The sequence below is a fragment of the Spirillospora sp. CA-294931 genome (assembly GCF_050946795.1).
GTDB lineage: Bacteria > Actinomycetota > Actinomycetes > Streptosporangiales > Streptosporangiaceae > Spirillospora.
The window spans coordinates 5276892-5301959 of sequence record NZ_CP192006.1 but is presented as its reverse complement, the minus strand read 5'-3'; the positions used below and the strand labels follow the sequence as shown (position 1 = coordinate 5301959).

24 protein-coding genes are annotated in these 25068 nt (G+C 72.0%); 11 read left to right on the top strand and 13 right to left on the bottom strand.

The annotated features are described in order from the left end of the window. Position 1: 1 nt before the first annotated feature. From ACQPY4_RS23910 to ACQPY4_RS23885, 6 genes are read right to left on the bottom strand one after another with little or no spacing between them, the layout of a single operon-like run. Positions 2–1183, bottom strand: coding sequence for a glycoside hydrolase family 1 protein (locus ACQPY4_RS23910; protein ID WP_433324200.1), 1182 nt, complete (start codon positions 1181–1183; stop codon positions 2–4). Between the two features lie 35 nt (positions 1184–1218). Next, a complete protein-coding gene (locus ACQPY4_RS23905) occupies positions 1219–2766 on the bottom strand; it encodes a glucoamylase family protein (protein WP_433324198.1) in 1548 nt (515 codons plus the stop codon). 10 nt (positions 2767–2776) lie between these two features. Then, positions 2777–3595, bottom strand: a complete 819-nt coding sequence (locus ACQPY4_RS23900) for a carbohydrate ABC transporter permease (RefSeq protein WP_433324196.1) — start codon at positions 3593–3595, stop codon at positions 2777–2779. A gap of 14 nt (positions 3596–3609) precedes the next feature. Beyond that, positions 3610–4503, bottom strand: coding sequence for a carbohydrate ABC transporter permease (locus ACQPY4_RS23895; RefSeq protein WP_433324194.1), 894 nt, complete (start codon positions 4501–4503; stop codon positions 3610–3612). Next, positions 4504–5772, bottom strand: coding sequence for an extracellular solute-binding protein (locus tag ACQPY4_RS23890; protein ID WP_433324192.1), 1269 nt, complete (start codon positions 5770–5772; stop codon positions 4504–4506). Further along, positions 5769–6815 carry a LacI family DNA-binding transcriptional regulator gene (locus ACQPY4_RS23885; RefSeq protein ID WP_433324190.1) on the bottom strand — a complete coding sequence of 349 codons (1047 nt, stop codon included), beginning with the start codon at positions 6813–6815 and terminating at the stop codon, positions 5769–5771. Before ACQPY4_RS23885 ends, ACQPY4_RS23890 begins: the two co-directional genes overlap by 4 nt. A gap of 188 nt (positions 6816–7003) precedes the next feature. Here ACQPY4_RS23885 and ACQPY4_RS23880 point away from each other — a divergent pair, with 188 nt between their 5' ends. From ACQPY4_RS23880 to ACQPY4_RS23865, 4 genes are all read left to right on the top strand, one after another. Next, positions 7004–8491 (top strand): FAD-dependent monooxygenase, encoded by a 1488-nt coding sequence (locus ACQPY4_RS23880; protein ID WP_433324188.1) that lies wholly within the window; start codon positions 7004–7006, stop codon positions 8489–8491. Positions 8492–8611: 120 nt separating this feature from the next. Next, positions 8612–9508 (top strand): endonuclease/exonuclease/phosphatase family protein, encoded by an 897-nt coding sequence (locus ACQPY4_RS23875; protein ID WP_433324186.1) that lies wholly within the window; start codon positions 8612–8614, stop codon positions 9506–9508. Positions 9509–9625: 117 nt separating this feature from the next. Next, the gene (locus tag ACQPY4_RS23870; protein ID WP_433324184.1) at positions 9626–11059 is read left to right on the top strand and encodes an aminotransferase class I/II-fold pyridoxal phosphate-dependent enzyme; all 1434 of its coding nucleotides are present in this window, start codon (positions 9626–9628) and stop codon (positions 11057–11059) included. A gap of 57 nt (positions 11060–11116) precedes the next feature. After that, a complete protein-coding gene (locus ACQPY4_RS23865; protein WP_433324182.1) occupies positions 11117–11302 on the top strand; it encodes a DUF5302 domain-containing protein in 186 nt (61 codons plus the stop codon). 60 nt (positions 11303–11362) lie between these two features. On the opposite strand, the gene ACQPY4_RS23860 is transcribed toward ACQPY4_RS23865, so the two are convergent. The 4 genes from ACQPY4_RS23860 to ACQPY4_RS23845 all read right to left on the bottom strand — a co-directional run bounded on the left by ACQPY4_RS23860 (position 11363) and on the right by ACQPY4_RS23845 (position 14684). Beyond that, on the bottom strand, positions 11363–11905 hold the full coding sequence (locus tag ACQPY4_RS23860) for a hypothetical protein (protein WP_433324181.1): 543 nt from the start codon (positions 11903–11905) through the stop codon (positions 11363–11365). Positions 11906–12041: 136 nt separating this feature from the next. Then, complete coding sequence (locus ACQPY4_RS23855) at positions 12042–12677, bottom strand: pyridoxamine 5'-phosphate oxidase family protein (protein WP_433324180.1); 636 nt, start codon at positions 12675–12677, stop codon at positions 12042–12044. A gap of 59 nt (positions 12678–12736) precedes the next feature. Further along, a complete protein-coding gene (locus ACQPY4_RS23850) occupies positions 12737–13825 on the bottom strand; it encodes an isoaspartyl peptidase/L-asparaginase family protein (protein WP_433324179.1) in 1089 nt (362 codons plus the stop codon). Positions 13826–13916: 91 nt separating this feature from the next. After that, positions 13917–14684, bottom strand: a complete 768-nt coding sequence (locus tag ACQPY4_RS23845; RefSeq protein WP_433324177.1) for a DUF899 domain-containing protein — start codon at positions 14682–14684, stop codon at positions 13917–13919. A gap of 122 nt (positions 14685–14806) precedes the next feature. Here ACQPY4_RS23845 and ACQPY4_RS23840 point away from each other — a divergent pair, with 122 nt between their 5' ends. Continuing rightward, a complete protein-coding gene (locus ACQPY4_RS23840) occupies positions 14807–15397 on the top strand; it encodes a TIGR03086 family metal-binding protein (RefSeq protein WP_433324175.1) in 591 nt (196 codons plus the stop codon). Here the strand turns inward: ACQPY4_RS23840 and ACQPY4_RS23835 are convergent. Continuing rightward, positions 15379–16401 carry an MBL fold metallo-hydrolase gene (locus ACQPY4_RS23835; protein WP_433324173.1) on the bottom strand — a complete coding sequence of 341 codons (1023 nt, stop codon included), beginning with the start codon at positions 16399–16401 and terminating at the stop codon, positions 15379–15381. The genes ACQPY4_RS23840 and ACQPY4_RS23835 overlap by 19 nt on opposite strands. Before the next feature lie 81 nt (positions 16402–16482). After that, positions 16483–17331 (bottom strand): hypothetical protein, encoded by an 849-nt coding sequence (locus tag ACQPY4_RS23830; RefSeq protein ID WP_433324171.1) that lies wholly within the window; start codon positions 17329–17331, stop codon positions 16483–16485. Between the two features lie 104 nt (positions 17332–17435). Here ACQPY4_RS23830 and ACQPY4_RS23825 point away from each other — a divergent pair, with 104 nt between their 5' ends. After that, positions 17436–17957, top strand: a complete 522-nt coding sequence (locus ACQPY4_RS23825) for a hypothetical protein (RefSeq protein WP_433324169.1) — start codon at positions 17436–17438, stop codon at positions 17955–17957. A gap of 13 nt (positions 17958–17970) precedes the next feature. Here the strand turns inward: ACQPY4_RS23825 and ACQPY4_RS23820 are convergent, their stop codons facing one another. Then, complete coding sequence (locus ACQPY4_RS23820; RefSeq protein ID WP_433324167.1) at positions 17971–19290, bottom strand: M20/M25/M40 family metallo-hydrolase; 1320 nt, start codon at positions 19288–19290, stop codon at positions 17971–17973. Positions 19291–19493: 203 nt separating this feature from the next. Here ACQPY4_RS23820 and ACQPY4_RS23815 point away from each other — a divergent pair, with 203 nt between their 5' ends. Genes ACQPY4_RS23815 through ACQPY4_RS23795 form a run of 5 tightly spaced genes read left to right on the top strand, consistent with a single transcriptional unit; the run spans position 19494 to position 25034 of the window. Beyond that, a complete protein-coding gene (locus ACQPY4_RS23815; RefSeq protein WP_433324165.1) occupies positions 19494–21098 on the top strand; it encodes a peptide ABC transporter substrate-binding protein in 1605 nt (534 codons plus the stop codon). A gap of 6 nt (positions 21099–21104) precedes the next feature. After that, positions 21105–22031, top strand: coding sequence for an ABC transporter permease (locus ACQPY4_RS23810; RefSeq protein ID WP_433324163.1), 927 nt, complete (start codon positions 21105–21107; stop codon positions 22029–22031). A gap of 12 nt (positions 22032–22043) precedes the next feature. Further along, on the top strand, positions 22044–23015 hold the full coding sequence (locus ACQPY4_RS23805) for an ABC transporter permease (RefSeq protein WP_433324161.1): 972 nt from the start codon (positions 22044–22046) through the stop codon (positions 23013–23015). A 2-nt stretch (positions 23016–23017) separates the two neighbouring features. After that, positions 23018–24025, top strand: a complete 1008-nt coding sequence (locus ACQPY4_RS23800; RefSeq protein WP_433324159.1) for an ABC transporter ATP-binding protein — start codon at positions 23018–23020, stop codon at positions 24023–24025. Beyond that, positions 24018–25034, top strand: a complete 1017-nt coding sequence (locus ACQPY4_RS23795; protein WP_433324157.1) for an ABC transporter ATP-binding protein — start codon at positions 24018–24020, stop codon at positions 25032–25034. The genes ACQPY4_RS23800 and ACQPY4_RS23795 overlap by 8 nt, the downstream gene beginning before the upstream one ends. Positions 25035–25068 lie beyond the last annotated feature (34 nt).

The following is a 25068-nucleotide window of genomic DNA, read 5'->3' as shown; positions in this document are numbered from 1 at the left end:
CTCAGAGGCGGGGCAGCTCGCGCCTGAAGCCGAGGTCGCCCAGCCAGACCGCCGACGGCTTGGGGGTCCGGGCGAACGTCGCGGGATCGACGGAGATCAGCCCGAAGGTCGGCTCGTAGGAGCCCCACTCGTAGTTGTCCAGGGCGCTCCAGGCCAGGTAGCCCCGCACGTCGAGCCCCGCGTCCAGCGCGGCGGCCACCTCCTCCAGGGCCTCGGCGTAGTAGTCGACGCGGCGCGAGTCGTCGGCGGTCGCGATGCCGTTCTCGGTCACGATCATCGGGACGCCGCCGGAGACGTCCGCGGTGTGGCGCAGCGCGTATCCGACCGCCCGGGGGTAGTACTCCCAGTTCGTCAGGGTGCGCTCGGCGTCGTCAGGGGCCGGGACGGGACCGTCCGGCCCGATCCTGGTGCGGGTGTAGGACTGGACGCCGATCCAGTCGTCGTCCCGGGCGGCCTCGATGAAGACGTCCTCGCGGGGACGTCGGTAGGCGGCGGTGACCTCCTCGGCGCCCGGGAGGGCCTGGTAGACCTGGTTGGCGACCGTCCAGCCGACCCGGACGCCCGGGGCGGCCGCCTTGATCTCCTTGACGGCCGCGCGGTGGGCGGCGATCAGGACGCGGGTGGTCTCCTCGTCCGGGTTCGGTAGCCCGGCGGGCGGGAACCCGGCGTCGCCGCGCTTGGCGGCCCCGGCCATCACGGCGATCATGTTGGGCTCGTTGATCGTGCAGACATGGCCGACACCGTCGGCGATCACCGGGACCGTCGCCGCCACGTAGCGGGCGAACAGCTCGACCGCGTCGGGGGCCGTCCAGCCGCCGCCCTCCTCGAACCAGCGCGGCACGGTGAAGTGGTGCAGGGTGACCAGGGGACGCAGCCCGCGCTCGGCGGCGCCCTCGACCATGCGGCGGTAGTGGGCGAGCTCGGCCCGCGAGAAGTGCCCTCGGGCGGGCTCGATCCGCGCCCACTCGACGCTGAAGCGGTAGTCGGTGAAGCCCAGGCCCGCCAGCAGGTCCATGTCCTCGCGCCAGCGGTGGTAGCTGTCGGCGGCGTCCAGGCTCGGCTCGCGGACGCGCGAGAGGCCGTCGTGCTCCTTGTGCCACCAGTCGCTGTTGGTGTTGTTGCCTTCGATCTGGTGGGCGGCGGTGGAGGCGCCCCACAGGAAGCCTTCGGGGAACGGGGTCATGTCACATCTCTCGGGTCGGCGGGCGGGCGGGACGGTCAGCGGCGGCGCTTGCCGGGCGGGACGACGACGTTCCAGGCCTCCTGGCCCAGGAGCGGCCTGAGGCGGCGCTCCACGTCGGCGGTGCCGAAGTTCCTCTGGAGGGTTCCCCGGGCCAGGACGTTGCCGAGCGCCCCCATGACCATGGACTGGTCGAGGGACAGGTAGCGGCGGGAGACCGTGCCGCTGCGGACGGCGACGGCGTCGTAGAACCCGCCCGGCCCGTAGGCGCCGAGGCGGGACTTGAGCTTGGCCAGGTTGGTCATCGCGGTGTGCCTGGCGTAGGGGAGCGCCAGGAACGACGCGTGCGGGGTGACGACGCCGTCGCCGAAGGAGGTGGGCGGGGACGCGGCCGGACGGCAGCCCTCGTAGCCCGGGTCGGTCTGGGTCCGCTCCTGGTCGGAGGTGTAGCCCTCCTGCTGGATGCCGATGCCGTCCACGCCGTACTCGCGGTAGCCGCCCGCCGGGTCGTTGGAGGGCGAGAAACCCCAGTAGCCGTACCTGGCCTCGTTCAGGCCGTGGTCCACCTGGGCGTCCACGAAGGCGTGGTGGTTGCGGCCCCAGCTTCGCGGAGCCCATGCGCTTTCGGGGACGAGCAGGTCGGGCATCAGCGCCTCGAACATGCTGCCGCCCCAGGTCGGCACCAGCCGGATGCCCCGGTAGCCGTAGGTGCCCTGGAACACGTCCAGGCCCATGAACCGCTGGGTGGTGCCCTCGGGCTTGGTCTCCTGCCAGCCGTAGTCGCAACCCGAGTGGCCCATGGTGCGCATCAGGCCGAAGTAGTGCCGCGGCGGCACCTGCCCCAGCGCGATGCCGACGTACGAGGCCATGCGGGTCTCGCCGGGGGCGCCGTACACGTGGCAGGTGTAGTAGACGTCGGGTCCGCCGGTGTAGTTGCCCTTGATCGAGCAGTCCGGGTCGGGCGGGGCGACCCAGAAGCCGCCGCGCAGCAGGCCGGTGCCGTTGGTGGCGCCCTTGGGGTCGTAGTAGGCGGCGAAGTCCATGCCGCGCAGGATCCGGTTCGCCGCCGTCGCCGAGGCGGGCACCGCGTTGCGGACGGTCATCAGCGCCCCGGCCAGCCACGCGTTGTCGACGCTGGACAGGAACTGCTTGACCGCGTTCCCGTTGCCCGGCCAGGTGGTGACCTGCCGGAGCGTGGCCGGGTCGTACCAGTTGAAGAACTGCCCCGATCCGGGGTGCCGGGCCAGCCGCTCGACCGACGCCAGCGCCCGGAGCACGCGGCCCCGGGCGTCGGAGGCGGAGATCAGGCCGAGGTCGCGCGCGGCGACCGTGCTCCACAGGTAGCCGCCGATGTTGGTCGGCGAGGTGACGCGGTCGCGGGTCGCCAGGTCGCCGGAGACGCCGTCGGACGGGACGCCGGTGCCGGGGTCGACCATCGCGGTGAGCGAGCGCCAGGTGTCGGCGGCGTAGGAGCGCAGGACGGCGTCCTGCCGGGCGCGGCCGGTCTCGGCGCTCGCCGGACCGGGGACGGCCAGCGCGGCCCCGGCCGCGAGCACGCAGGCGAGGGCGCGGATTCGTGGACGCATTTCGTGCTCCCTACTTGAGACCGGTGTTGGCGATGCCCTCGACGAAGAAGCGCTGGAGGGCCAGGAAGATCGCGACGATGGGGGCCACCACGACGACGGCACCCGCCAGCAGCAGGCCGTAGTGGGTGCTCTCCTGGTTGGAGAAGATGGCCAGCGCGACCGGCAGCGTGTAGGTGTCCTGGTTCTGCGCGACCACGGCGGGCCACAGGAAGTTGTTCCAGGCGGCCAGGAAGGTGACCAGCGTCAGCGTCGCCAGCGCGGGGCGGCACAGCGGCAGCACGATCCGGAAGAAGATCCGGAACTCGCCCGCGCCGTCGATCCGGGCGGCGTGCACCAGCTCGTCGGGGATCTCGGCCATGAACTGCCGCATCAGGAACACCCCGAGCGGGGTGACCAGGTAGGGCAGCACGATGCCCAGCAGCGTGTCGACCAGCCCGATGTTGGCCACCACGACGAACTGCGGGATCATCAGCACGATCGGCGGCACCATCATCTGCGCCATGACCAGGGCGAACACCAGCCCGGCGGCCCGGAAGGGCAGCTTGGTCAGGGCATAGGCCACCATCGAGCAGAACAGCAGGTTGGCCGCCACGATGATCACCGCGGCCGCCACGCTGTTGAGGAAGATCGGGAACAGGTCGAGCCGGTCGAACAGCTCCCGGTACCCGGCGAGCGTCGGCGCCTCCGGGACGCCCGTCGGCGGGTCCCTGCGGATCTCCGGCTCGGACTTGAACGAGCTCAGCACCGCCCAGCCGAACGGGGTGACGACCAGTCCGAGGCCCAGCGTGAGCGCCAGGTAGAGCACCGCGCGGCGCGCCTTGCCGATCATGTCAGACCCCCCTTTCAGTGGTGTTTGGCCCGCATCAGGCGGAACTGGAGGAACGTCAGCGCGACGATCACCGTGAACAGCACGCCCGCGGCGGCCCCGGCGTAGCCGTAGTCGCCGGATCCGAACAGCTGGTAGATCGCCAGCGAGCCCGACAGCGTGGCGTTGTCGGGGCCGCCCTTGGTCATGACCAGCGGCTCCTCCATGAACTGCATGAAGCCGATCGTCGAGTAGACGGTGGTGAAGACCAGCGCGGGACGCAGCATCGGCAGCGTGATGCTCCGGAACCTGGCCCATGCCCCGGCCCCGTCGACGTCGGCGGCCTCGTACAGCTCGCGCGGGATGCCCTGGAGGGCGGCCAGGAAGATGACCATGTCGAAGCCGAAGCCGCGCCAGGCCGCCATCACCACCAGCGAGGGCAGTGCCGTCCGCTCGTCCGACAGCCAGGCGGGCCCGCCGATCCCGATCCCGCCCAGGCCCTGGTTGACCAGGCCGGACTCGGGGTCCAGCAGGAACCGCCACACCACCGCGATGCCGACGATGCTGGTGACGTGCGGCAGGAAGTACCCGACGCGGAACAGCGTCCTGGCCCGCGCGATGCCCGAGTGCAGCGCCACCGCCGCCGCCAGCCCGGCCACGATCGTCAGCGGGACGCCCGTCGCGACGAAGAACAGCGTGTTGGACGCCGCCTGCCGCATCACCTCGTCCTCGAAGAGCCGCGAGTAGTTGTCGAACCCGACGAGGTTGACGCCGAAGGGACGCCGCAGGTCGGTGCTGCGCAGGTCGGTCAGGCTCATCCCGAGCCCGGCCAGCAGCGGCCCCGCGTACAGCCCCAGGAAGATGACCAGGAACGGGGCGGCGAACAGCCAGGCCGTCCGTCCGCCGCGCCGTCCCGCGCGCCCCGTCGCCACCTACTCGCCCGTGCCGATCCGCTCGGCGCCCTTCTGCATCGCCTCGGCGGCCTCGGCGGGGGTCTGCTTGCCGAGCGCGACCTTCTCGGTCTCGCGCTCCAGCACCTTGCCGACCTGCGTCCAGGTCGGGTAGGGCGGCGGGGTCTTGGCGTTCTTCAGGGTCGCGCCGAACACGGCCACGCGCGGGTCGGACTTCAGCGCCGGGTCCTGCCAGGCCGACTGGACGGCGGGCAGGTCCTTGGAAACGGTGAACCAGCGCGCCTGGGTCTTGGCGTCGGTGAGCCACTGGACGAATCGCCACGCGGCGTCGCGGTTCCTGGTGCCCTTGAACACGACCAGGTCGCCGCCGCCGACCAGCGAGGTGCCCCCGGCCGAGCCCTTGGGGTAGGGGGCGACGTCGAACTTGGCGGAGAAGTCCTTGCCGCCGTCCTTCTCCATCGAGTAGATCATCCAGGGGCCCGAGTAGAAGGCCCCGGCCTGGCCCTTGATGAAGTTCTGCGGGAACGCACCGGTGTCGATCTTGTTGGGCGCGGTGCCGTCCTTGTAGAACGACTGGAAGTGAGCCAGGGCCTGCTCCATCTGGGGCGTGTCGAAGGTCCACTTGCCGTCCGGGCCGGTGATGGCGCCGCCCGCCTGCCAGACCAGCGGCAGGATCTCCTGCCAGTTGTCGATGCGGAAGTTCTGGTAGACGCCCTGCGTCGCGCCCGCCCGGTCCTTGAGCGCCCTGGCGAACGTGCGCGCCTCGGCCCAGGTCGCGGGCGGCTTCACCCCGGCCTTGGCGGCCAGGTCCTTGCGGTAGTAGAAGGCGCGGGTCTCCACGTACCAGGGGACGCCGTAGGCGGTCTTCCTGAACTGCACGGTGTCCCACGACCCGGGGAAGAACCTGGACTTGTCGAACAGGTTGCCGGGCGCGGGGTCGAGCGCGCCGGTCTTGGCCAGCTCGCCCATCCAGGTGGAGCCGATCATGCTGACGTCCGGGGTCTTGTTCCCCGCGATCGACGACACGAGGCGGTCGTGGGCCACGTCCATGCCCATCGGCGTCACCTCGATCCGGACGCCGGGGTTGGCCCGCTCGAACTCCTTGGCGAAGTCGCCGAGCAGCTCGCCCTCGCTGCCCATCGCCCACACCTTGACGGTGCCGGAGACCTTGCCGGTGCCCGCGTCCTTGGCCTTCTCGTCCCCGGCCGCGCCGCCGTCGCGGCCGCAGGCGCTCAGCGCCAGCGCCGCCGCGACGGCGCAGGCCGCGGTCCGTCCGCCGATGGTTCTCACTGGTCCTCCAGGGGGTGGGCGCCACAGCTGGCCCGCACGACGAGCTCGGTGGCGAGGGTCTGGCGGCGCGCGGTCGTGCGCGCGCCGGTGATGAGCTGGTCGAGGGCCGTGGCCGCGCGGGCCCCCAGTTCGCGCATGGGCTGCCGGACGGTCGTCAGCGCCGGCCGCGCGTGCCGGGCGGCCATGATGTCGTCCCAGCCGGTGACGGCCAGGTTGTCCGGGACGCTCATCCCGAGCTCCTCGGCGGCCAGCAGCACGCCGAGGGCCAGCTGGTCGTCGGCGCACATGACCGCCTCCGGAACCGAGTCGCGGCGCAGCAGCGCGCGGCCGGCCTCCAGGCCGCCCTCGACGGTCAGCGCGCAGGGGACGGGCGGCGGCGCCGCGACTCCGTGCTCGGCCAGCGTGCGGGCGGCGCTCGCCCAGCGCTCGCCGATGTCGTCGTCGCCGGTGGGGGTGCCGAGCAGCGCGACGTCGCGGTACCCGTGGCCGATGAGGTGCTCGGCCAGCGCCCGCGCGCTCCCGGTGTTCTCGGAGGCGACCAGGTCGGCGCCCTCGACCGGGGTGCGGGCCAGCAGCACGACCGGCGTCCCGGCGGCGATCAGCTCGGCCACCACGGCGTCGTCGACGATGTCGCCGAAGACCACCAGCCCGTCGACCCGTCCGGCCAACTCCCTGACCTGGGCCTGGATGTCGGTGCGCCCGCGCCGCGACAGGATGATCACCGAGCGGCCCAGCTCCGAGGCGACCTCCTCGTAACCGAGCAGCACCTCCGCGAAGTAGGGGCCCGACAGGTCGGGGAAGACGATGCCGTTGGCGGCGTGCCGTCCCTCGGCGAGCGAGACGCCCAGCCTGCTCGGGGTGAAGCGCAGCTCCTTGACCGCCGCCAGCACCTTCTCCCGGGTCGCGGGGGCGACCGGCCCCGTCCCGCGCAGGGCGCGCGAGACCGTCGCGATCGAGACGCCCGCGCGGCGGGCGACCTCGTAGATCGTCGGGCCGTGCTGGTCCATCGGCACCTTCTTCGTGCGGTGTGTAAGCGCTTCCATTCAGGAGATCGGAGCCTGTAAGCGCTTACAGTCGGATGTCGTGAGTGTGCCATGTCACATCTCGTCCTGACAAGGGTGGGTTTCGAGGCAGCCCTCGCCCCGCGGCGGAATCGGGGTCAAGATGTGGATATCCCGGCCTTGCGGGGAATGGCCGCTCGTGTGACACCGCTCGACACCGAGGAGGCGGCATGCCTGCCACCAGGGACGTAGTGATCGTGGGCGCGGGCCCGACGGGCCTGCTCCTCGCCGGCGACCTGGCGGCCGCGGGCGTGCGCTGCGCGGTGCTGGAACGCCGCGGCGACCGGCCCGGCCTCACGCGGGCCTTCGCCGTCCACGCCCGGACGCTGGAGCTGCTCGACGCGCGCGGGCTGGCCGACGACCTGGTCGCCACGGGGGAGCGGGTGGACGGCCTGCGCCTGGTGGGCGACCTGTCGCTCAGCCTGGCCGGGCTGCCGGGCCGCTTCCCGTTCGTGCTGGTCACGCCGCAGTACGAGACCGAGCGGGTACTGGAGGAGCGCGCGCTGAAGGCGGGCGCGGAGATAGTCCGCGACACCGAGGTGACCGGTCTGCGGCAGGACTCCGAGGGCGTCGACGTCCGCGTGCGGGACGGGGGCGCCTGGCACGCGACCTACGTCGTCGGCGCCGACGGCGTGCACAGCACCGTGCGCCACGCGCTGGGCCTGCCGTTCCCCGGCGGGTCGGCGGTCCGGTCGATGATGCTGGCCGACGTCCGGCTGGCCGACGCGCCGCGCGAGACGCTCAACGTGGGGGTGACCGGCGACGAGTTCGCGTTCCTCGCCCCCTTCGGCGACGGCTGGTACCGGGTGATCGCCTGGAACCGCCACCACCAGACCGACGACTCCGAGCCCGTCGACATGGACGAGTTGCGCGAGGTCGTCCACCGGGCGCTGGGCACCGACCACGGGCTCGGCGACCCGCGCTGGACCTCGCGGTTCCACTGCGACGAGCGGCAGGTGCCCCGGTACCGGTGCGGCCGGGTGTTCCTGGCCGGGGACGCCGCGCACGTGCACTCGCCCGCGGGCGGGCAGGGCATGAACACCGGGCTCCAGGACGCCGCCAACCTGAGCTGGAAGCTGGCCGCCGACCTGCGCGGCCACGCACCGGAGGGGCTGCTGGACACCTACCACCAGGAGCGCCACCCCGTCGGGCGGATGGTCGTGCGCAGCAGCGGCGCCCTGCTGCGCATGGCGCTCATGCCCCAGACGCCGCCGGTCCGGATCGCCCGGCGCGTGCTCGGCCGGGCCGCGCTGGCGGCGTCGCCGGTGCGGCGGCGGCTCATCGGCGCGGTCTCCGGGATCGGCATCGCCTATCCGGCCCCGCGCGGCGCGCACCGGCTCGTCGGGCGCCGGGCCCCCGACGTCCGGCTGGACGGCCCGCCCGGGCGCCTGTACGAGGCGTTGCGCGACGGCCGGTTCGTGCTGGTGGTGGCCGCGAAGGATCCCGCGGTGAACTACTTGGCGAGCCGGAGATGGGCCGACCGGGTGCGGTCGGTGGTGGCGGGCGGCGCGACCCGCTCGACCGTGCTGGTCAGGCCCGACGGCTATGTCGCGTGGGCGTGCGACGAGTCGGCCCCCGACCGCAGGGCCGCGTGCATCACCGAGGCGCTGACCCACTGGTGCGGTGCGCCGTTCGAGCGCCATCACTCGTGCCTATGAGGGGGGGCGACCCCCCCGCACCCCCCGCCAGGGGCTCCGCCCCTGGACCCCGACAAGGTGACCCGGGTCGGACAGATCTCTGTCGCCCCGGTGACATGTGTTCTGGGAAGTATGGGGCTCATGTCTCTTTCGGGTCCGCGGCCCGCGCGCCGCCGATGGTTCCTGTCCCTCCTCGCGGCCCTGGCGGTGGCGGTGTCGAGCGTGGTCGTCCTGACGGGCCAGGCCGCCGCCGGCGACGCCCGGGTGCGCGTGATGACCTTCAACATCCGGCTCGACGCGGACGCGCCGCCCAAGGACTGGGCCTCGCGGCTCCCGTTGGTCAAGCAGCTCATGCGCAAGCACCGTCCCGACCTGCTGGGCATCCAGGAGGGGCTCTGGCACCAGATGCGCGGCCTGGACGGCGTGCTCCCGGCCTATGACTGGGTCGGCATGGGACGCCAGGGCGGCACCCGGGACGAGTTCTCCGCGATCTTCTACCGCAAGGACCGCTTCGAGGTGCTGGACTTCGACCACTTCTGGCTCTCCGACACCCCGAACGTGATCGGCTCGGCCACCTGGGGCAACAAGATCACCCGCATGGTCACCTGGGCCAAGTTCCGCGACCGCCGCACCGGCTCGGTGTTCTACCACGTCAACACGCACTTCGACCACCAGTCCGAGAACGCCAGGGTCAAGAGCGCCCAGCTGGTGCTGGAGCGGGCCCGGGCCTTCGAGAAGGACGTCCCGGTGATCTTCACCGGCGACTTCAACGCCGCCGCGAAGAAGACCCAGCCCTACGCGATCCTCACCGGACCGGACGCCTTCGCCGACACCTGGGAGACCGCCCGCGACCACGGCCCCGAGATCGGCACCTTCGGCCGGTGGACGACGCCCGTGCCGGGCGGCGACCGCATCGACTGGATCCTGTCCCGGGGCAGGGTCACGACGGACTGGAGCGAGATCGACCCCTTCCAGAAGGACGGCCTCTACCCGTCCGACCACTACCCGGTCGTCGCCCACGTCAAGATCGGCAAGTAGCCGCGGGTCTTGGTCCATCCCGGCGACCACGGATTGGTACTGTCACGGCGGTGCCTTCCGTGGTCGCATAGGGGATCATTGGTCTCGACCCTGGGGGGATGCGCGGTGCGCGGGCACATGACGCCAGAGGAGTTCCGTACCTACGGCAAGCAGGTCATCGACTGGATCGCCGACTACCAGGAGAAGGTCGAGAGCTATCCCGTCCGGTCCCAGGTCAAGCCCGGCGACGTGCTCGCCGCCCTGCCCGAGAGCCCGCCCGAGGACGGGGCGGGCTTCGACGGGCTGCTGGACGAGCTCGACCGGGCCGTCATGCCCGGCATCACCCACTGGCAGCACCCGCGCTTCTTCGCCTATTTCCCCGGCAACGCCTCGGGCCCGGCGATCCTGGGCGACCTGCTCTCGTCCGGCCTCGGCGTGCAGGGAATGCTCTGGGCCACCAGCCCGGCCTGCACCGAGATGGAGACGCGGGTCGCCGACTGGATGGCCGAACTGCTCGACCTGCCCGCCCGGTTCCGCGGCAACGGCGTCATCCAGGACTCGGCGTCCAGCGCCGGCCTGGTGGCCGTCCTGGCCGCCCTGCACCGGGCGAGCGGGGGAGCGGCGGCCCGGTCGGGAATCGACGGGCGCCACACGGTCTACATCAGCGCGCAGACGCACTCGGCGACGGAGAAGGCCGCGCGCATCAGCGGCATCGGCTCCGAGAACGTCCGCGTGGTGGACGCCGACCCCGTGACGCTCGCGATGGACCCCGCGCACCTCGACGCCCTGCTGACCGAGGACACGGCCGCGGGCGCGCTCCCGGTGATGGTGTGCGCGACGGTCGGCACGACGTCCACGACCGCGATCGACCCCGTGCGCGCCATCGGTGAGGTGTGCCGCCGGCACGGCGTCTGGCTGCACGTGGACGCCGCCTACGCGGGCGTCGCGGCGGTCTGCCCCGAGATGCGCTGGATCAACGACGGCCTGGCCGAGAACGTCGACTCCTACTCCACCAACGCCCACAAGTGGCTGCTGACCAACTTCGACTGCAACCTGCTGTGGGTGGCCGACCGCGAACCCCTCATCGGGGCGCTGTCGATCCTGCCCGAATACCTGCGCAACACGGCCACCTCCTCGGGCGAGGTCATCGACTACCGCGACTGGCAGATCTCGCTGGGACGCCGGTTCCGCGCGCTGAAGCTGTGGTCGGTGATCCGCTGGTACGGCGCCGAGGGCCTGCGCGAGCACATCCGCACGGGCATCGGGCTCGCCGGGGAACTGGCCTCGTGGGTGCGCGACGACCCCCGCTTCGAGCTGCTGGAACACCACCCGTTCGGGCTGGTCTGCTTCCGCCCGCGCTGGGCGGGGCTGCCCGACGAGGAGGCCGACGCGGCGACGATGGCGCTGATGGAGCGCCTCAACGACTCGGGTGATCTCTACCTCACCCACACCAAGGTCGGCGGTCGGGTGCTGCTGCGGATCGCGATCGGCGCGCCCTCCACCGGCCGGGACCACGTCCGCGCCGCGTGGGAGCGGATCGCCGCCGAGGCGGGCCCGCGCGATCCCGAGTGAGCGCCGGGCGGCCGGACGTGCGAGGCTAGAGACGCCCAACACTAGCGGGAGGTCCGCATGGCCGAGTCTGCAGGAGAGAAGGAAGGCACGGAGGACGACGTCAAGCGTCGCTTCCGGGAGGCCTTGGAGCGCAAGCGCGGCGCGTCGGCGGACAAGCACGCTGAGAGCAGGGGCAAGGGCAAGGTCCGCGGGGTCCACGGCAAGGCGGACCACCAGCGCCAGTTCCGCCGCAAGAGCGGCTGACACGCCGGGACCGTCGGCGCGCGCCACGGCGTCCCCGACGGTCCCTTCGAGCCCGGTCCGCTAGTCCTTGTGGGCCGAGGTCTCGACGACGCGCCGGGCGGCGGGGTCTCCGCCGCCCTTCAGCGCCATGACGAAGACCTCCTTGTCCTTGGACACCCCGGCGGGGCCCTTCTTGTCGCCGTTGACGACCAGGTCGCCGGTCGCCGAGTAGCGCCGGGTGAAGCCGTCCTTGCTGCGCACGGTGAAGCCCGACCCCGTCACCTCGGTGACGGTGCCGCGCTGGAACAGATGGGTCTGGGTGCCTCCGCCCTCCTTCTCGGAGACGCACTCGCCGTGCAGGGCGCCGCCGAAGCCGCCCTTGCCCCAGCCGCCGCCCCAGCCCCAGCCACCGCGCCAGGACCCCTTCTTCCAGTCGCCTTCGTGCTTGCCGTGCTCGGTGGACTTGTCCGACGGCGAGGCCGTGGCGGCCGCCGTCGTCGTGGCCGAGGAGCCGGACGTCGCCGCCCAGCCGGTCGCGCCGAGCGCCACGGCGCCCGCGACCGTCAGCGGCGCCAGCGTCCAGCGCAGGACGACCCGCCGCCGGTCTTCCTTCTCCGATCCCATGGGGTTCCCCTCTGATCGTTCCGGATCTTGGTGCAATCCTCGGATCGGAGGGGCCGCGCGTCGTCGGATGAGCGACGGCATCGCGTCTGCTCTGGACGGGGTAGGCGCCCGCGGGCGCCTACGCCGCCGGGAGTAGTCAGCCCTGGTACAGCCTCTTGGCGTACTCGGCCCCGTAGTAGCTTTCGAGCTCCTCCAGGCTGGCGTCGGTGAACGCCAGATCCTTGACCAGCCGGGCCGTGTTCGGCAGGACGTCGGGGTTCCAGGTCTCCGGCCGCCACAGCGACGAGCGCAGGAACGCCTTGGCGCAGTGGTGGTAGACCTGCTCGATCTCCACCAGCAGCGCCAGTTGCGGCCGGTGCCCCTTGACGACCAGGTCGTCGAAGAACGGCGCCTCGCGCACCAGCCGGGCGCGCCCGTTGATCCGCAGCGTGTCGTTCCGGCCGGGGATGAAGTAGATCAGGCCGACGTGCGGGTTCGTCAGGATGTTGGTGAACCCGTCCGCCCGCCGGTTCCCCGGCCGGTCCGGGACGGCGATCGTGGTGTCGTCGAGCACGAGCGTGAAGCCGGGCGGGTCGCCCTTGGGGGAGACGTCGCAGGTGCCGTCGGCGCCGCTGGTGGCGATCAGGCAGAACGGCGAGGCCGCCAGCCACTCGGCGTCCCTGGGGTGCAGGCGCCGGCGTTCCTTGTCGACCGCCCGTCCCATCGGTGCGCCGAGCAGCTCGCGCAGCTCGTCCTCCGAGGTGACCTCGACGACCTCCGTCTTCAGCGCCATGGCCGATCCTTTCGCCGGGGGGCTTGGAAGATCATGCTACGCGGGGCGGATCCGCCCGCTCAGGTCGCGGGGGTCTCGTCGTCGTAGATGCGGGTGACGATCTTGCCGTCGCGCGTGACGTAGGCGTTGATGACGCCCTTGGTGCTGTGCGGGGTGGCCAGGTCGCCGCGCGGCGTGAGGGCGATCGCGGCCCCGGTCGCGCCCAGGGCGGTGATCTTCTTGGTGATCACCTCGGCGGCGGCCTTCTCCACGGGCCTGCGCGCGTACTCGATGAGGGCCGAGATGTCGTGCGCGGCGGTGCCCCGGATGAAGACCTCGCCGGTCCCGGTGCACGAGATCGCGACCGTGCGGTTGTTGGCGTAGGTCCCGGCGCCGACGATGGGGGAGTCGCCGATCCGCCCGACCTGCTTGTTGGTCAGCCCGCCGGTCGAGGTGGCCGTGGCGACGTCGCGGCTCCGGTCGACCGCGACCGCGCCCACGGTGCCGCCGACCTCGGTGTGCGCCGGGGACCGCGCCCCGGCCCGGCCCTTGGCGGCCAGGAGCTGGTCCCAGCGCTTCTGCGTCCAGAAGTAGTCCTGGGTGGTGTAGGCGAAGCCGTTGCGCAACGCGAACTGGTCGGCGCCCCTGCCCGCCATCAGCACGTGCGGGGACTTCTCCATGACCGCGCGGGCCAGCGAGATCGGGTTCTTGGTGTTGTGGACGCCCGCGACGGCCCCCGAGCGCAGGTCCTTGCCGTTCATGATCGCGGCGTCCAGCTCGTGCTCGGCGTCGGTGTTGAAGACCGCGCCCTTGCCCGCGTTGAAGTTCGGGTCGTCCTCCAGGACGTTGACGGCCTTCTCGACGGCGTCCAGCACCGGCTTGCCGTCCTTGACCAGGGCGTAGCCCGCCTGGACGGCGCGGGTGAGCCCGTCGCGGTACGCCTTCTCCTGCTCGGGGGTCAGGCTGCCGCGCGGGAGCGAGCCCGCGCCGCCGTGGACGGCGAGCACCACGTCCTTGATGACCGATTCGCGCGCCTGCTGCTGGGGCGCCGCCGCTGGGGCCGGTGGTGCGGACCGCTCGGCGGCACCGGCGAGCTGGGAGCCCGACAGCGCGGCCACCATCGCGGTGAGTCCGGCGCAGATGAGCAGGGGGCGCTTGGGGGACGACATGGGGAGGCCTCCTCGTGGCTTGATCACGAATGGGTCGTCCCCGTGCCGTCACCGGGCGACACGCGCAATACCTGCCAAGACGCCGCCTCTGTCAGTCGTCGTACTGATCGGGGTAGCGGACCCGCGCGTCACCTGCCGGGATGCCGCCGGACGCGCGTCCCTTCGGCTCCTCCCAGTCCTCCTGGCGGCCGAGTGCGGTCAGGTCGAGGAAATAGGACGAGCCGCCCACGCTCTCGCCGCCCCGCCCGTAGGACGAGTAGGTGTGGAAGACCGCGTCGCCGTCGCGCAGGAAACAGCTGACGCCGGGCAGCTCGATGGGCTGCTCGCCCTCGACGTAGTAGCCGCTGCCCGCGCTCTCGTGCTCGGCCTTGGTCCGGTAGTTGTAGACGATCGGCCGCACCGACTCGTCGAGCGTCACGCCGAAGTCGTGGTTGAAGCCGCTCCCGTGCGAGGAGTACCAGGGGAACTCCCAGCCCATCTCCGTCCGGAACGGGTCGATCTTCGCGAACGGCGCCCGGGAGACGGCCGCGAAGGTCGTCTCGCGTTCGCCCAGGTGGCGGAGCTGGCCCTTGGACAGCTCGTCGAGCCACGCCGAGCAGCTCGCGCAGGCCCGCTCCCATTCGGGGGCGAACATCGCGTGGTAGACGAACAGCTGCCGCCGCCCGTCGAACAGGTCGGGCAGGCGGATCTTGCCGTCGGGGCCTTCGAAGACGTAGTCGTCCGTCACCTCCACCATCGGGAGGCGGCGCCGCTCGGCGTTGAGCGCGTCGCGCGCCCGGGTCAGCTCCTTCTCCTTGACCAGCAGGGCCTTCCTGGCCTCAAGCCACTCGCTCGGGGACACGATCTGCGGAAGCGTCATGGGTCCTCCTCGAAATGCTCTCGACGTGCTCTCCCTTATGCAGACCGCGCGCGAGGCCGGAAATCATCGCTCCCGATGACTTACGGGGCCTTCCGGAGTCTGTATTGGTGAAGGGAGGCCCCATGACCGAGACCGAGGCGGCCGCGGCGCAGGGTTACGGCACCGTTCTGCTGGAACGGGCCATCTGCTACGCGCTGGGCGCGCTGAGTCCCGTCACTCCGCGGGCGCTGGAGCGGCCGACGCCGTGCGCGGGCTGGGACCTGTGGACGCTGCTCCGGCACGCCGACGAGTCGATCGCCGCGCTCTACGAGGCCATCGACCAGGGGAGCGTGGGCCCGGAGCCCGCCCCGCCCTCGGGACCCGACCCGGTGGCGGCCTTCCGGTCCAGCGCGGGGCGTCTCCTGGGGGCCTGGACGGCCGCGGGCGAGCGGGAGCGGGTGGTCACCGTGGCGGGGTGCCCGATCCGCGCGGGCGTGGTCGCCGGCGTCGGCGCGATCGAGATCGCCGTCCACGGCTGGGACGCGGCGCGGGCCTGCGGCAACGACGCGCCCATGCCCGAGGCCCTGGCCGTCCGCCTGCTGCGGCTGGCGCCGATGATCGTCCCGAGCGACGCGCGCGCGGACCTGTTCGACCCGCCCGTTCCGGTGCCCGCCTCGGCCCCGGCGGGCGACCGGCTGCTGGCGTTCCTGGGGCGTCAGCCCGACGGGGCGTAGCGGCGGACGCCGTTCTCCTCGTGGGAGGTGAGCACGGCCTGGTCGACCAGGACGTCCAGATGGGCGTCGATCTCCAGGACGGCCAGCATCCGGCTGAAGACGTCCAGGTCGGCCAGCGCGCGGCGGCGCCGGGTCCAGGTCATCGCGCCCGCGACCTCGAAGGCGGTGCCGTTCCCGGCCTTGACCTGGAACGCGGCGGCGTCCAGCCGCTCCTCGTGATGGGCGACCAGCTCGTCGATCCGGGTGTGGACGCTGGGCTTCACGCCGCCGTGCGCGGGCAGCAGCAGCGTGTCGGGCATGTCGCGCACCAGGCGGAGCGAGTCGAGGTAGCTGCGCAGCGGCTTGGGCTCGGGCGCGGTCTCCAGCCCGATGGACGGGCTGATGTGCGGCAGCACGTGGTCGCCCGCGAACAGCAGCCCGGCCGACGGCTCGCGCAGCACGACATGGCCGCGCGTGTGCCCCGGGGTGGCGAAGACGTCGAGCTCGCGGCGGGTCAGCCCGATCCGCTCGCCGTCGTCGAGCCACGCGTCGGGCATCGTGTGCGGAACGTTCCGGTCCTCGGCGTCGACGGCGATCGCGGCGATCTCGTCGGCCAGGGCGGGGGCTCCGCAGCGGCGCAGGAGGTCGGACTGGCGCGGGTGCAGGCCCTTGTCGAGGTCGAACGCCTCCAGGGAGTGGCGCTCGCCCCGGCCGATCCTGACCCGGGTGCCGAACGACTCGCGCAGGGCGAGGGCCTGGGAGTAGTGGTCCCAGTGCGCGTGGGTGACCAGGAACTGGGCGACGTCCTCCAGACGGTGGCCCAGGGTGCGCAGCGCCCCGGCCAGGGCCGTGCGGCTGTCGGGCATCGCCCAGCCGGAGTCGACCACGACCGGGCCTTCCGCGTCCTCGATCACGTACACGTTGACCGCGTGGAGGGTGGGGATGGGCAGGGCCAGGGGGATGCGGTGCACGCCGGGCACGACCGGGTGGGCGCCCGGCTCGGTCCAGTCCGCCGGTTGCTCCATGAGTGGGTCCGCCACCGCGTGCCCCTTCCGGGATTAGAATGACATTCTAGTGGAGCCTACTTCATCCCGGATGCGCGCGGGTCAGCCGCTCCGGGCCGCCCGGGCGGCCGCCTCGGCCTCGGAGCGGGCCTTCTCCAGGGCCCGCGCCGCCTCGTCGCGGCGCCGCTCCGCCACGGTGTGCCGCCGCTCGACCGCGGCCTCCCGCTTGTCCGCCTTGTCGAGCTCGCGGCGCAGCCCGGCCGCCTCCTGGCGCGCGGCGTCCAGCTCCCGCTGAACCGAGGCCAGCCGCGACTCGCGGCCGGACAGCTCCTTCTCGGCCTCCTTGACGCGCGCGCGTGCCTCCCGTGCCGCCTGCGCGGCCTCGCCGCGCTTCCTGGCCGCCGCCTCGCGCTTCCCGGCGAGGTCGTCCCGCTTGGGCGCGGACTTGGGCGGCCGAGCGGGGGACGGGCTCCCGAAACCGCCCGCCGGGACGAACCCCGCGTGGCTGCGCGGCTGGGGCAGGCGGCCCACCCGCACCTCCTCGGCCACGTCGGCGTCCACGGTCGCGGCCAGCAGCGTCTCCTCGACCTCGCGCACCGCCGGGTCGCGCAGCGGCTGCCCCGCCTCGGCGGCCAGCGCGCGTGCGGTGCGCACCAGCAGCGTGACCAGCTCGCCCCGGCGCTGCTCCAGCCCGCCGATGTGCCCGCCGGTCGCCCACGCCTCGCGCAGGTCGGCGCCCGCGTCCAGGAGCCGCTCCAGATCCTCGCCGGCCGATCGGGTCAGCAGGTTGACCGCCCACGCGGACACCGTCGGCTTGCGCAGGGCCCCGATGTCCTTGGCCAGCCCCTTGTCGCCCGCGGAGCGGGCCTCGTCGACCAGGCGTTTGCGTGTCTCCATGAAGTCCTGGGGGACGACCCCGTAAAGCTCATGGGCGGCGCTGGAGAGTTCCACGTCTTGGTCCATACCCGCTGAGCGGTGAGGTTCCGCAGGTCATGACCATCGGGTGACATCCGGGTGACGTGAAGCGCTGATCAATATGAGGAAAGGAACGGTGCATGGATCTCTGGGGCCATCATGTCGTGGGCCGCGACGACCGGCCGCTGACCGAGCTCCGCGCGCTGCGCCCCTACGCGGACGCGGTCGCCGGGAGCCGGGCGCGCGACGACAACTGGCAGATCTGCTCGCTGGAACCCGGTGCCGACCTCGCCGACTCCCTGGCCCTGCTGGTCCAGCTGGCCGCCGAGACCGGCGCCCCCGCGCTGCTCGCCTCGGTCACCAGCGACGAGAGCGCCTCGGTCGAGGGATTCAGCGGGCCCGCCGGGTACTGGCGGGCCTTCATTCCCTCGCGCCGCCCGCAGCTCCGGCGCGTCACCCCCGTCCCCGCGCCGGTGGCCGACGAGGTCGCCGCCGGGGCCGCCCGCTGGGCCGCCGCGGCGGGGCACTCGGTGGCGCCGGGCCCGATCGTCGAGCTGCTGTGCGCGTCCGAGAACACCGGCACCGACGACGTGCTCGAGGAACTGCTGAACAGGCTCGGCCTGACCAGCCCGCCGGTCGACGCGCTGGCCCGCACCACCTGACCCCGGCGCGCTCTCAGCGGGTGTCGAGGAACCGGTCCAGGACGCGGGTGCCGAAACGCAGCCCCTCGACCGGGACCCGCTCGTCCACGCCGTGGAACATGCCGAAGTAGTCCAGCTCCGGCCCCAGCAGCAGCGGCGCGAAGCCGAAGCTGCGGATGCCGATCCGATGGAACGACTTGGCGTCCGTCCCGCCGGTCATGACGTAGGGCACCGGGCAGGCCGCCGGGTCCTCCGAGCGCAGCGACTCGGCCAGGGCCGCGAACGTGGGCCCCGCCGGGTCGGCCGAGGGCGCCTCCTCGAAGTTGACGAACTCGCGGGTCACCTTCGGGCCGAGCAGGCGGTCCACCGTCGCGAGGAACTCCTCGCCCGTGCCCGGCAGGTACCGCCCGTCGACCTGGGCGGTCGCCGTCCCGGGGACGACGTTCACCTTGTACCCGGCGTCGAGCCGCGTCGGGTTGGCCGAGTTGCGGATCGTCCCCTCGAAGAGGCGGCCGACCGCGCCCAGGCGCCGGGCCTCCTCGTCCAGGCGGTCGTGGTCGATCGTGGTGCCCAGCGCCTTGGCCAGGCCGTCCAGCAGGGCCAGGACGCCGGGTGTCAGCCGCACCGGCCACCGGTGGGACGCCAGCCGCGAGATCGCGTGCGCCAGCTCGGCGACGGCGTTGTCGGGCGCGGGCTTGGAGCCGTGCCCGGCCTTGCCCCGCGCGGTCAGGCGCATCCAGGTGGTCCCGCGCTCGCCGGTCGCGATCGGGTAGATCCGGCGGCCCTCGTCGGTGACGCTGAAGCCGCCCGACTCGCTGATCGCCTCGGCGCACCCGGTGAAAAGCTCGCGGTGCTCGGCCACGACGTGCCGCGACCCGTAGTCGCCGGTGCACTCCTCGTCGGCCAGGAACGCCAGCACCAGGTCGCCGCGCGTGCGCCGGTCCTCGCGCATCCGCTGCCGCACGACCGCGAGGGTCATGGCCAGCGTGCCCTTCATGTCGACCGCGCCCCGTCCCCAGACGCAGCCGTCGCGGATCTCGCCGGAGAACGGCGGAACGCTCCATTCCGACGGATCGGCGGGAACGACGTCCAGATGTCCGTGGATCAGGAACGCGGGGGCGGACGGGTCGGTGCCGGGGATGCGGGCCAGGGTGCTCGCGCGTCCCCGCGCCGATTCCACGACCTCGGCGGTCACCCCGACATCGGCGAGCAGGGCCGCCACATGCTCGGCGGCGGGCCGCTCGGGGCGGGCCACGCCCTCGCCCTCGTTGGTGGTGTCGAAGCGGATAAGGTCGGAGCACAGGCCCGCGACCTCGCGCTCGGCCGTCTTCTCGGAGCCCGGGGAGTCGGTCACCGTTACGTGCCTTTCGAAAGTTCCTTGCGTTACAAGTTCCCGCTGACCATAGCGAATAAAGATCAGGTTAACGTGGCATGTCTCGATCCGGTGACGAATCGGAGATTGCCGTACCGAAATCGGGCGGGCGGTACGACGCTTCGACCAACGCGCCGGGCGCTTCCACCCGGCGTCCCGAGGGCAAGTGCGCGAGGGAGATGATCATGAGCTTGGTCAAGGGTGCGGGCCGCCGAACCGCGGGGCTGGCCGCGCTGGCGCTGGCCGCGTCCACGGTGCTGGCCGCCTGTGGCGGCGACGGCGGGTCGGGTGACGGGACGTTCACCGTCGGGCATCCCGAGCCCGACCACCTCACCCCGGGCAACACCACCAGCAGCTACGCCTACGAGGTGCAGAGCTACCTGTTCGAGAACCTCGTGGGGCTGGACGCCAAGGGCAACGTCGTCGACCAGGTCGCGCAGTCGGTCCAGAGCAAGGACCAGAAGGTCTGGACGATCAAGATCAGGACCGGGCTGAAGTTCCACAACGGCGAGGCCGTCACCGCCGCCAGCTTCGCCGACGCCTGGAACCAGGCCGCCTACGGGCCCAACGCCTTCGAGGGCAACGACTACTTCTCGCAGATCCAGGGGTACGCCGACCTCAACCCCGAGGACGAGAAGGCCAAGCCCAAGACCGACAAGCTCTCCGGGCTCAAGGTCGTCGGCGCCGACACCCTGGAGGTCACGCTCGCCGCGCCGTTCAGCCAGTTCAAGACGCTGCTGACGCACCCGGCGTTCGCGCCGCTGCCCAAGGCCGCCTTCGCCGACATCAAGGGGTTCGACAACAAGCCGATCGGCAACGGGCCGTACATGATGGACGGCCAGTGGGAGCGCAACCGGCAGATCAAGATGAAGCCGTTCGACGGCTACACCGGGACGCGCAAGCCCAAGAACAAGGGCGTCACCTGGAAGAGCTACGCCAGCGCCGACACCACCTACACCGACCTGCGCGCGGGCCGCGTCGACGTCATGATGTCGATCCCCGCCGCCAAGGTGCCCGAGGCCAAGCGGATGCTCGGTGAGCGCGTCCTGCCGCGCCAGACCGGGACGTTCGACTACCTGGGCTTCCCCCTGTTCGACAAGCGGTTCGCCAGCGCCGACCTGCGGCGGGCCTTCTCGATGGCGATCGACCGCAACGGCATCAACAAGGCCGTCTACAACCAGACCTACACCGTCGCCGACTCGCTGCTGCCGCCGCTGATCAAGGGCCACCGCAAGGGCGCCTGCGGCGAGCTGTGCACCTACAACCCGACCAAGGCCAAGCAGCTGTTCGACAAGGCCGGTGGGTTCAAGGGCACGCTGGAGCTGTACTTCTCCAACGCGCAGCCGAGCTACGAGCAGTGGATGCAGATCGTGGCGAACCAGCTCAAGCAGAACCTCGGCATCAGCGACGTCCAGTTCCGCAAGATCCCGGTCTCGGACTACCTGTCGCTGCTGAGCGACCGCAAGGAGAAGGGCCCCTACCGGCAGAACTGGGAGGCCGACTACCCCAGCGCCCAGAACTACCTTGAGCCGCAGTGGTCCTCGACCAAGAACCGGATGGGCTGGACGAGCAAGGAGTTCGACGACCTCATCGCCAAGGGCAACGGCGCGGCGAGCGAGGACGAGGCGATCCGGTTCTACAACCAGGCCGAGGACCTCGCGCTGAAGGAGGCGCCGCTGGTCCCGCTCTGGATCTGGCAGAGCTTCGGCGGCCGCTCCAGCAAGGTCGACAACGTGACCATCACGCCCTACGCGACCGGTCTGCTCCTGCACGAAGTGACGGTGAAGTAACCGCGTATGTGGCGCTATGTCGTACGGCGTCTGCTACAGGCGATCCCGGTCTTCCTCGGCACGACGTTCCTGATCTACGCGATGGTGTTCGCCCTCCCGGGCGACCCCATCCAGGCGCTGGCCGGGGACAAGCCGCTGCCGGAGTCGGTGGTGCACGCCCTGCGCGAGCGCTACAACCTCAACGATCCGCTGCTCATCCAGTACGGCAAGTACCTGGCCGGCCTCCCCCAGGGCGACCTGGGGGAGACCTTCGACGGCCAGAACGTGTCCGACGTGCTCAGCGGGCGCTGGCAGGTCACCGCACAGCTCGCGCTCACCGCCTGGCTGTTCGAGCTGGTCATCGGGATCGGTCTGGGCGTGTGGGCGGGGCTGCGGCGCGGGGGGCTCGCCGACACCCTCGTCCTGGGCGGCACCACGCTGATCATCGCCGTCCCGGTGTTCGTGCTCGGGTACACCGCGCAGATCGTCCTGGGGCTCGAATGGGGCCTGTTCCCCACGGCGGGCACCGAGGACGGCTGGCCGATGAGCTACCTGCTGCCCGGCCTGGTGCTGGGCTCGCTGGGCCTGTCGTACGTGGCGCGGCTGACGCGCACCAGCCTGGCCGAGAACCTGCGCGCCGACTACGTCCGGACGGCCCGTGCCAAGGGCCTGACCAAGGCGCGCGTGGTCGGGCGCCACACCCTGCGCAACTCCCTGATCCCCGTGGTGACCTATCTCGGCGTCGACTTCGGCTCGCTGATGGGCGGGGCCATCGTCACCGAGGGGATCTTCAATCTGCCGGGCATCGGCCAGCAGGTGTTCCAGTCGATCCAGCTCAAGGAGGGCCCGGTCGTCGTCGGCGCCGTGACCCTGCTGGTGCTGATCTTCCTGCTGGTCAACCTGGTCGTCGACCTGCTGTACGGGCTGCTGGATCCCCGGATCCGGCACGATTAGAAGAGTGGCCGGATGAAGATTACGGACACGGGCGCCCCCGATCCGGACGCCACCGGCTCCGGCGTCGACACGGCCGCCGCCACGCCCGGCGCGACGGCGGCCGCCGTCGCCGGGGCGGGCGGGCTGGTCGCCGGGCGGTCGGCGTCCCTGTGGGGGGACGCCTGGCACGACCTCCGGCGCCGCTGGATCTTCTGGGGCTCGGTGACGATCCTGGCGCTGGTGACCCTGATGAGCGCGTTCCCCGGGCTGTTCACCTCGCGCGGCAAGAACGAGAAGTGCGACCCCAACTTCTCCAAGCTCGGGCCCGGCGGCGACCACCTGTTCGGCACCGACGTGGCGGGCTGCGACTACTACGCCCACGTCATCCACGGCGCCAGGCCCACCCTGGTGATCGGCGTCCTGGTCACGCTGTTCGCGCTGCTCATCGCCGTGGTGTTCGGGATGCTCTCGGGCTATTACGGCGGCTGGGTCGACACGCTGATCGCCCGGGTCACCGACGTGTTCTTCGGGCTGCCGTTCGTGCTGGGCGCCACGGTCATCCTGATCTCCTTCCCCAGCCACGGCGTCGGCGCCATGACGCTGGTGCTGGTGCTGCTCGGCTGGACGACCATGGTCCGCATCATGCGGGCCCAGGTGATCGCGGTCCGCGACGCCGACTACGTCACGGCCGCCCGGCTGCTGGGCGCCTCCGACCTGCGGATCATGCGGCGGCACGTCCTGCCCAACGCCATCGCCCCGGTGATCGTGGTGGCGACGCTGAACGTCGGCCACGTGATCGCGGGCGAGGCCACCCTCGACTTCCTCGGCGTCGGCCTCCAGTACCCGGAGGTGTCCTGGGGGCTCCAGCTCAACCAGGCGCAGTCGTTCTTCGTCGACCACCCGCACCTGCTGGTCTTCCCCGCGGTGTTCCTGTCGGCGACCGTGCTCAGCTTCCTGATGCTGGGCGACGCCGTCCGCGACGCCCTCGACCCGAAACTCCGGTGACCATGGATCTCGGCAAAGAGGAGAAGGACGCGCCGCTCCTGGAGGTCGACGACCTGAGCGTCGCCTTCCGCGTGCGCGGGCAGGACGTCCGGGCCGTCAACGGGCTGTCGTACACGCTGGAGGAGGGCGAGACGGTCGCGATCCTGGGGGAGTCGGGCTCGGGCAAGAGCGTCGCGGCGCAGGCCGTGATGGGCATCCTCGACACGCCCCCCGCGCGGATCACCGGCGGGTCGGTCCGGCTGCGCGGCCAGGAACTGCTCGGCCTGCCCGAGCGCCGCCGCCGCGTCTACCGCGGCGACCGGATCTCGATGATCTTCCAGGACGCCCTGTCCGCGCTGAACCCGGTGTTCACCGTGGGCGACCAGATCAGCGAGATGTACCAGGTGCACCGGGGGATGCGGCGCAAGGCGGCCGAGGCCAAGGCGGTCGAGCTGATGGACCGCGTCCGGATCCCGCTGGCCGCGCGGCGCGTGCGCGACTACCCGCACCAGTTCTCCGGCGGGATGCGCCAGCGCGTCATGATCGCGATGGCGCTGGCCCTGGAGCCCGACGTGCTCATCGCCGACGAGCCCACCACCGCGCTCGACGTGACCGTCCAGGCCCAGATCATGAAGCTGCTGGCCGACCTGCAGTCCGAGCTGCGGATGGGAATGATCCTCATCACCCACGACCTCGGGGTGGTGGCGGGCGTCGCCGACCGGATCGTGGTCATGTACGCGGGCTCGGTCGCCGAGGAGGCCCCCGCCCGCGAGCTGTACGCCCGCCCGGCCCACCCCTACACCGCCGGGCTGCTGGCGTCCGTCCCGCGTCTCGACCAGCGGGGCGAGCGGCTGCGCCCGATCAAGGGGACGCCGCCGAACCCCGCCGCGCTGCCGTCCGGCTGCCCGTTCCGCCCGCGCTGCCCGAGGGCGGAGGCGATCTGCGGCGAGGAGAGACCGCCGCTGGTTGCCGTCGGGGCACCCGGGCACCGGTCCGCCTGCCACTTCGCCGAGGAGGTCCACGGTGACTGACGGCCCGATCCTCCAGGTCGAGGGCCTGGTCAAGCACTACCCGGTGACCCAGGGCGTGGTGATCAGGCGCCAGGTCGGCCGGGTCCGCGCCGTGGACGGCGTCGATCTGGAGCTGCGCAAAGGCGAGACGCTGGGCGTCGTGGGCGAGTCGGGCTGCGGCAAGTCCACGCTCGCCAAGCTCCTGCTGGCCGCCGAGCGTCCGACCGCGGGGACGGTCAGGTTCGATGGCCGCGACGTCTTCGCGCTGCCGCGCAAGGAGCTGCGGGCCCTGCGCCGCCGCATCCAGATCGTGCTCCAGGACCCCTACACCTCGCTGAACCCCAGGATGAGCGTCGGCGACATCGTGGGCGAGCCGTTCTCCATCCACCCCGACGCCGCCCCCAAAGACGGGCGCACCACGCGCGTCCAGGAACTGCTGGAGCTGGTCGGTCTCGACCCCGACCACGTCAACCGGTACCCGCACCAGTTCTCCGGCGGCCAGCGGCAGCGGATCGGCATCGCCCGCGCCCTGGCGCTGAGCCCCGACGTGATCGTGTGCGACGAGCCCGTCTCGGCGCTGGACGTCTCCGTCCAGGCGCAGGTCATGAACCTGCTGGACGACCTCCAGCGCGAGCTGGGCCTGGCCTACGTCTTCATCGCCCACGACCTGGCCGTCGTCCGGCACATCAGCGACCGGGTCGCCGTCATGTATCTGGGCCGGATCGTCGAGACCGGCGACGAGACCCAGATCTACGAGCACCCGACGCACCCGTACACGCAGGCGCTGCTGTCGGCCGTGCCGGTGCCCGACCCCGAGGCGTCGGCGTGGGCCGGGCAGATCATGCTGGAGGGCGAGCCCCCGTCGCCGCTCGACCCGCCGTCGGGCTGCCGCTTCCGCACCCGATGCTGGAAGGCCCAGGACGTCTGCTCCAACGAGGACCCCGCGCTGGAGACCCGCGAGGGCTCGGCGCACCCCAGCGCCTGCCATTTCGCCTCCGAGGACGCCCATCCGGCGACCGAGGGCTCCTGACCGCATCCGAGGGATCATGGCGCGCTCCCGCGCC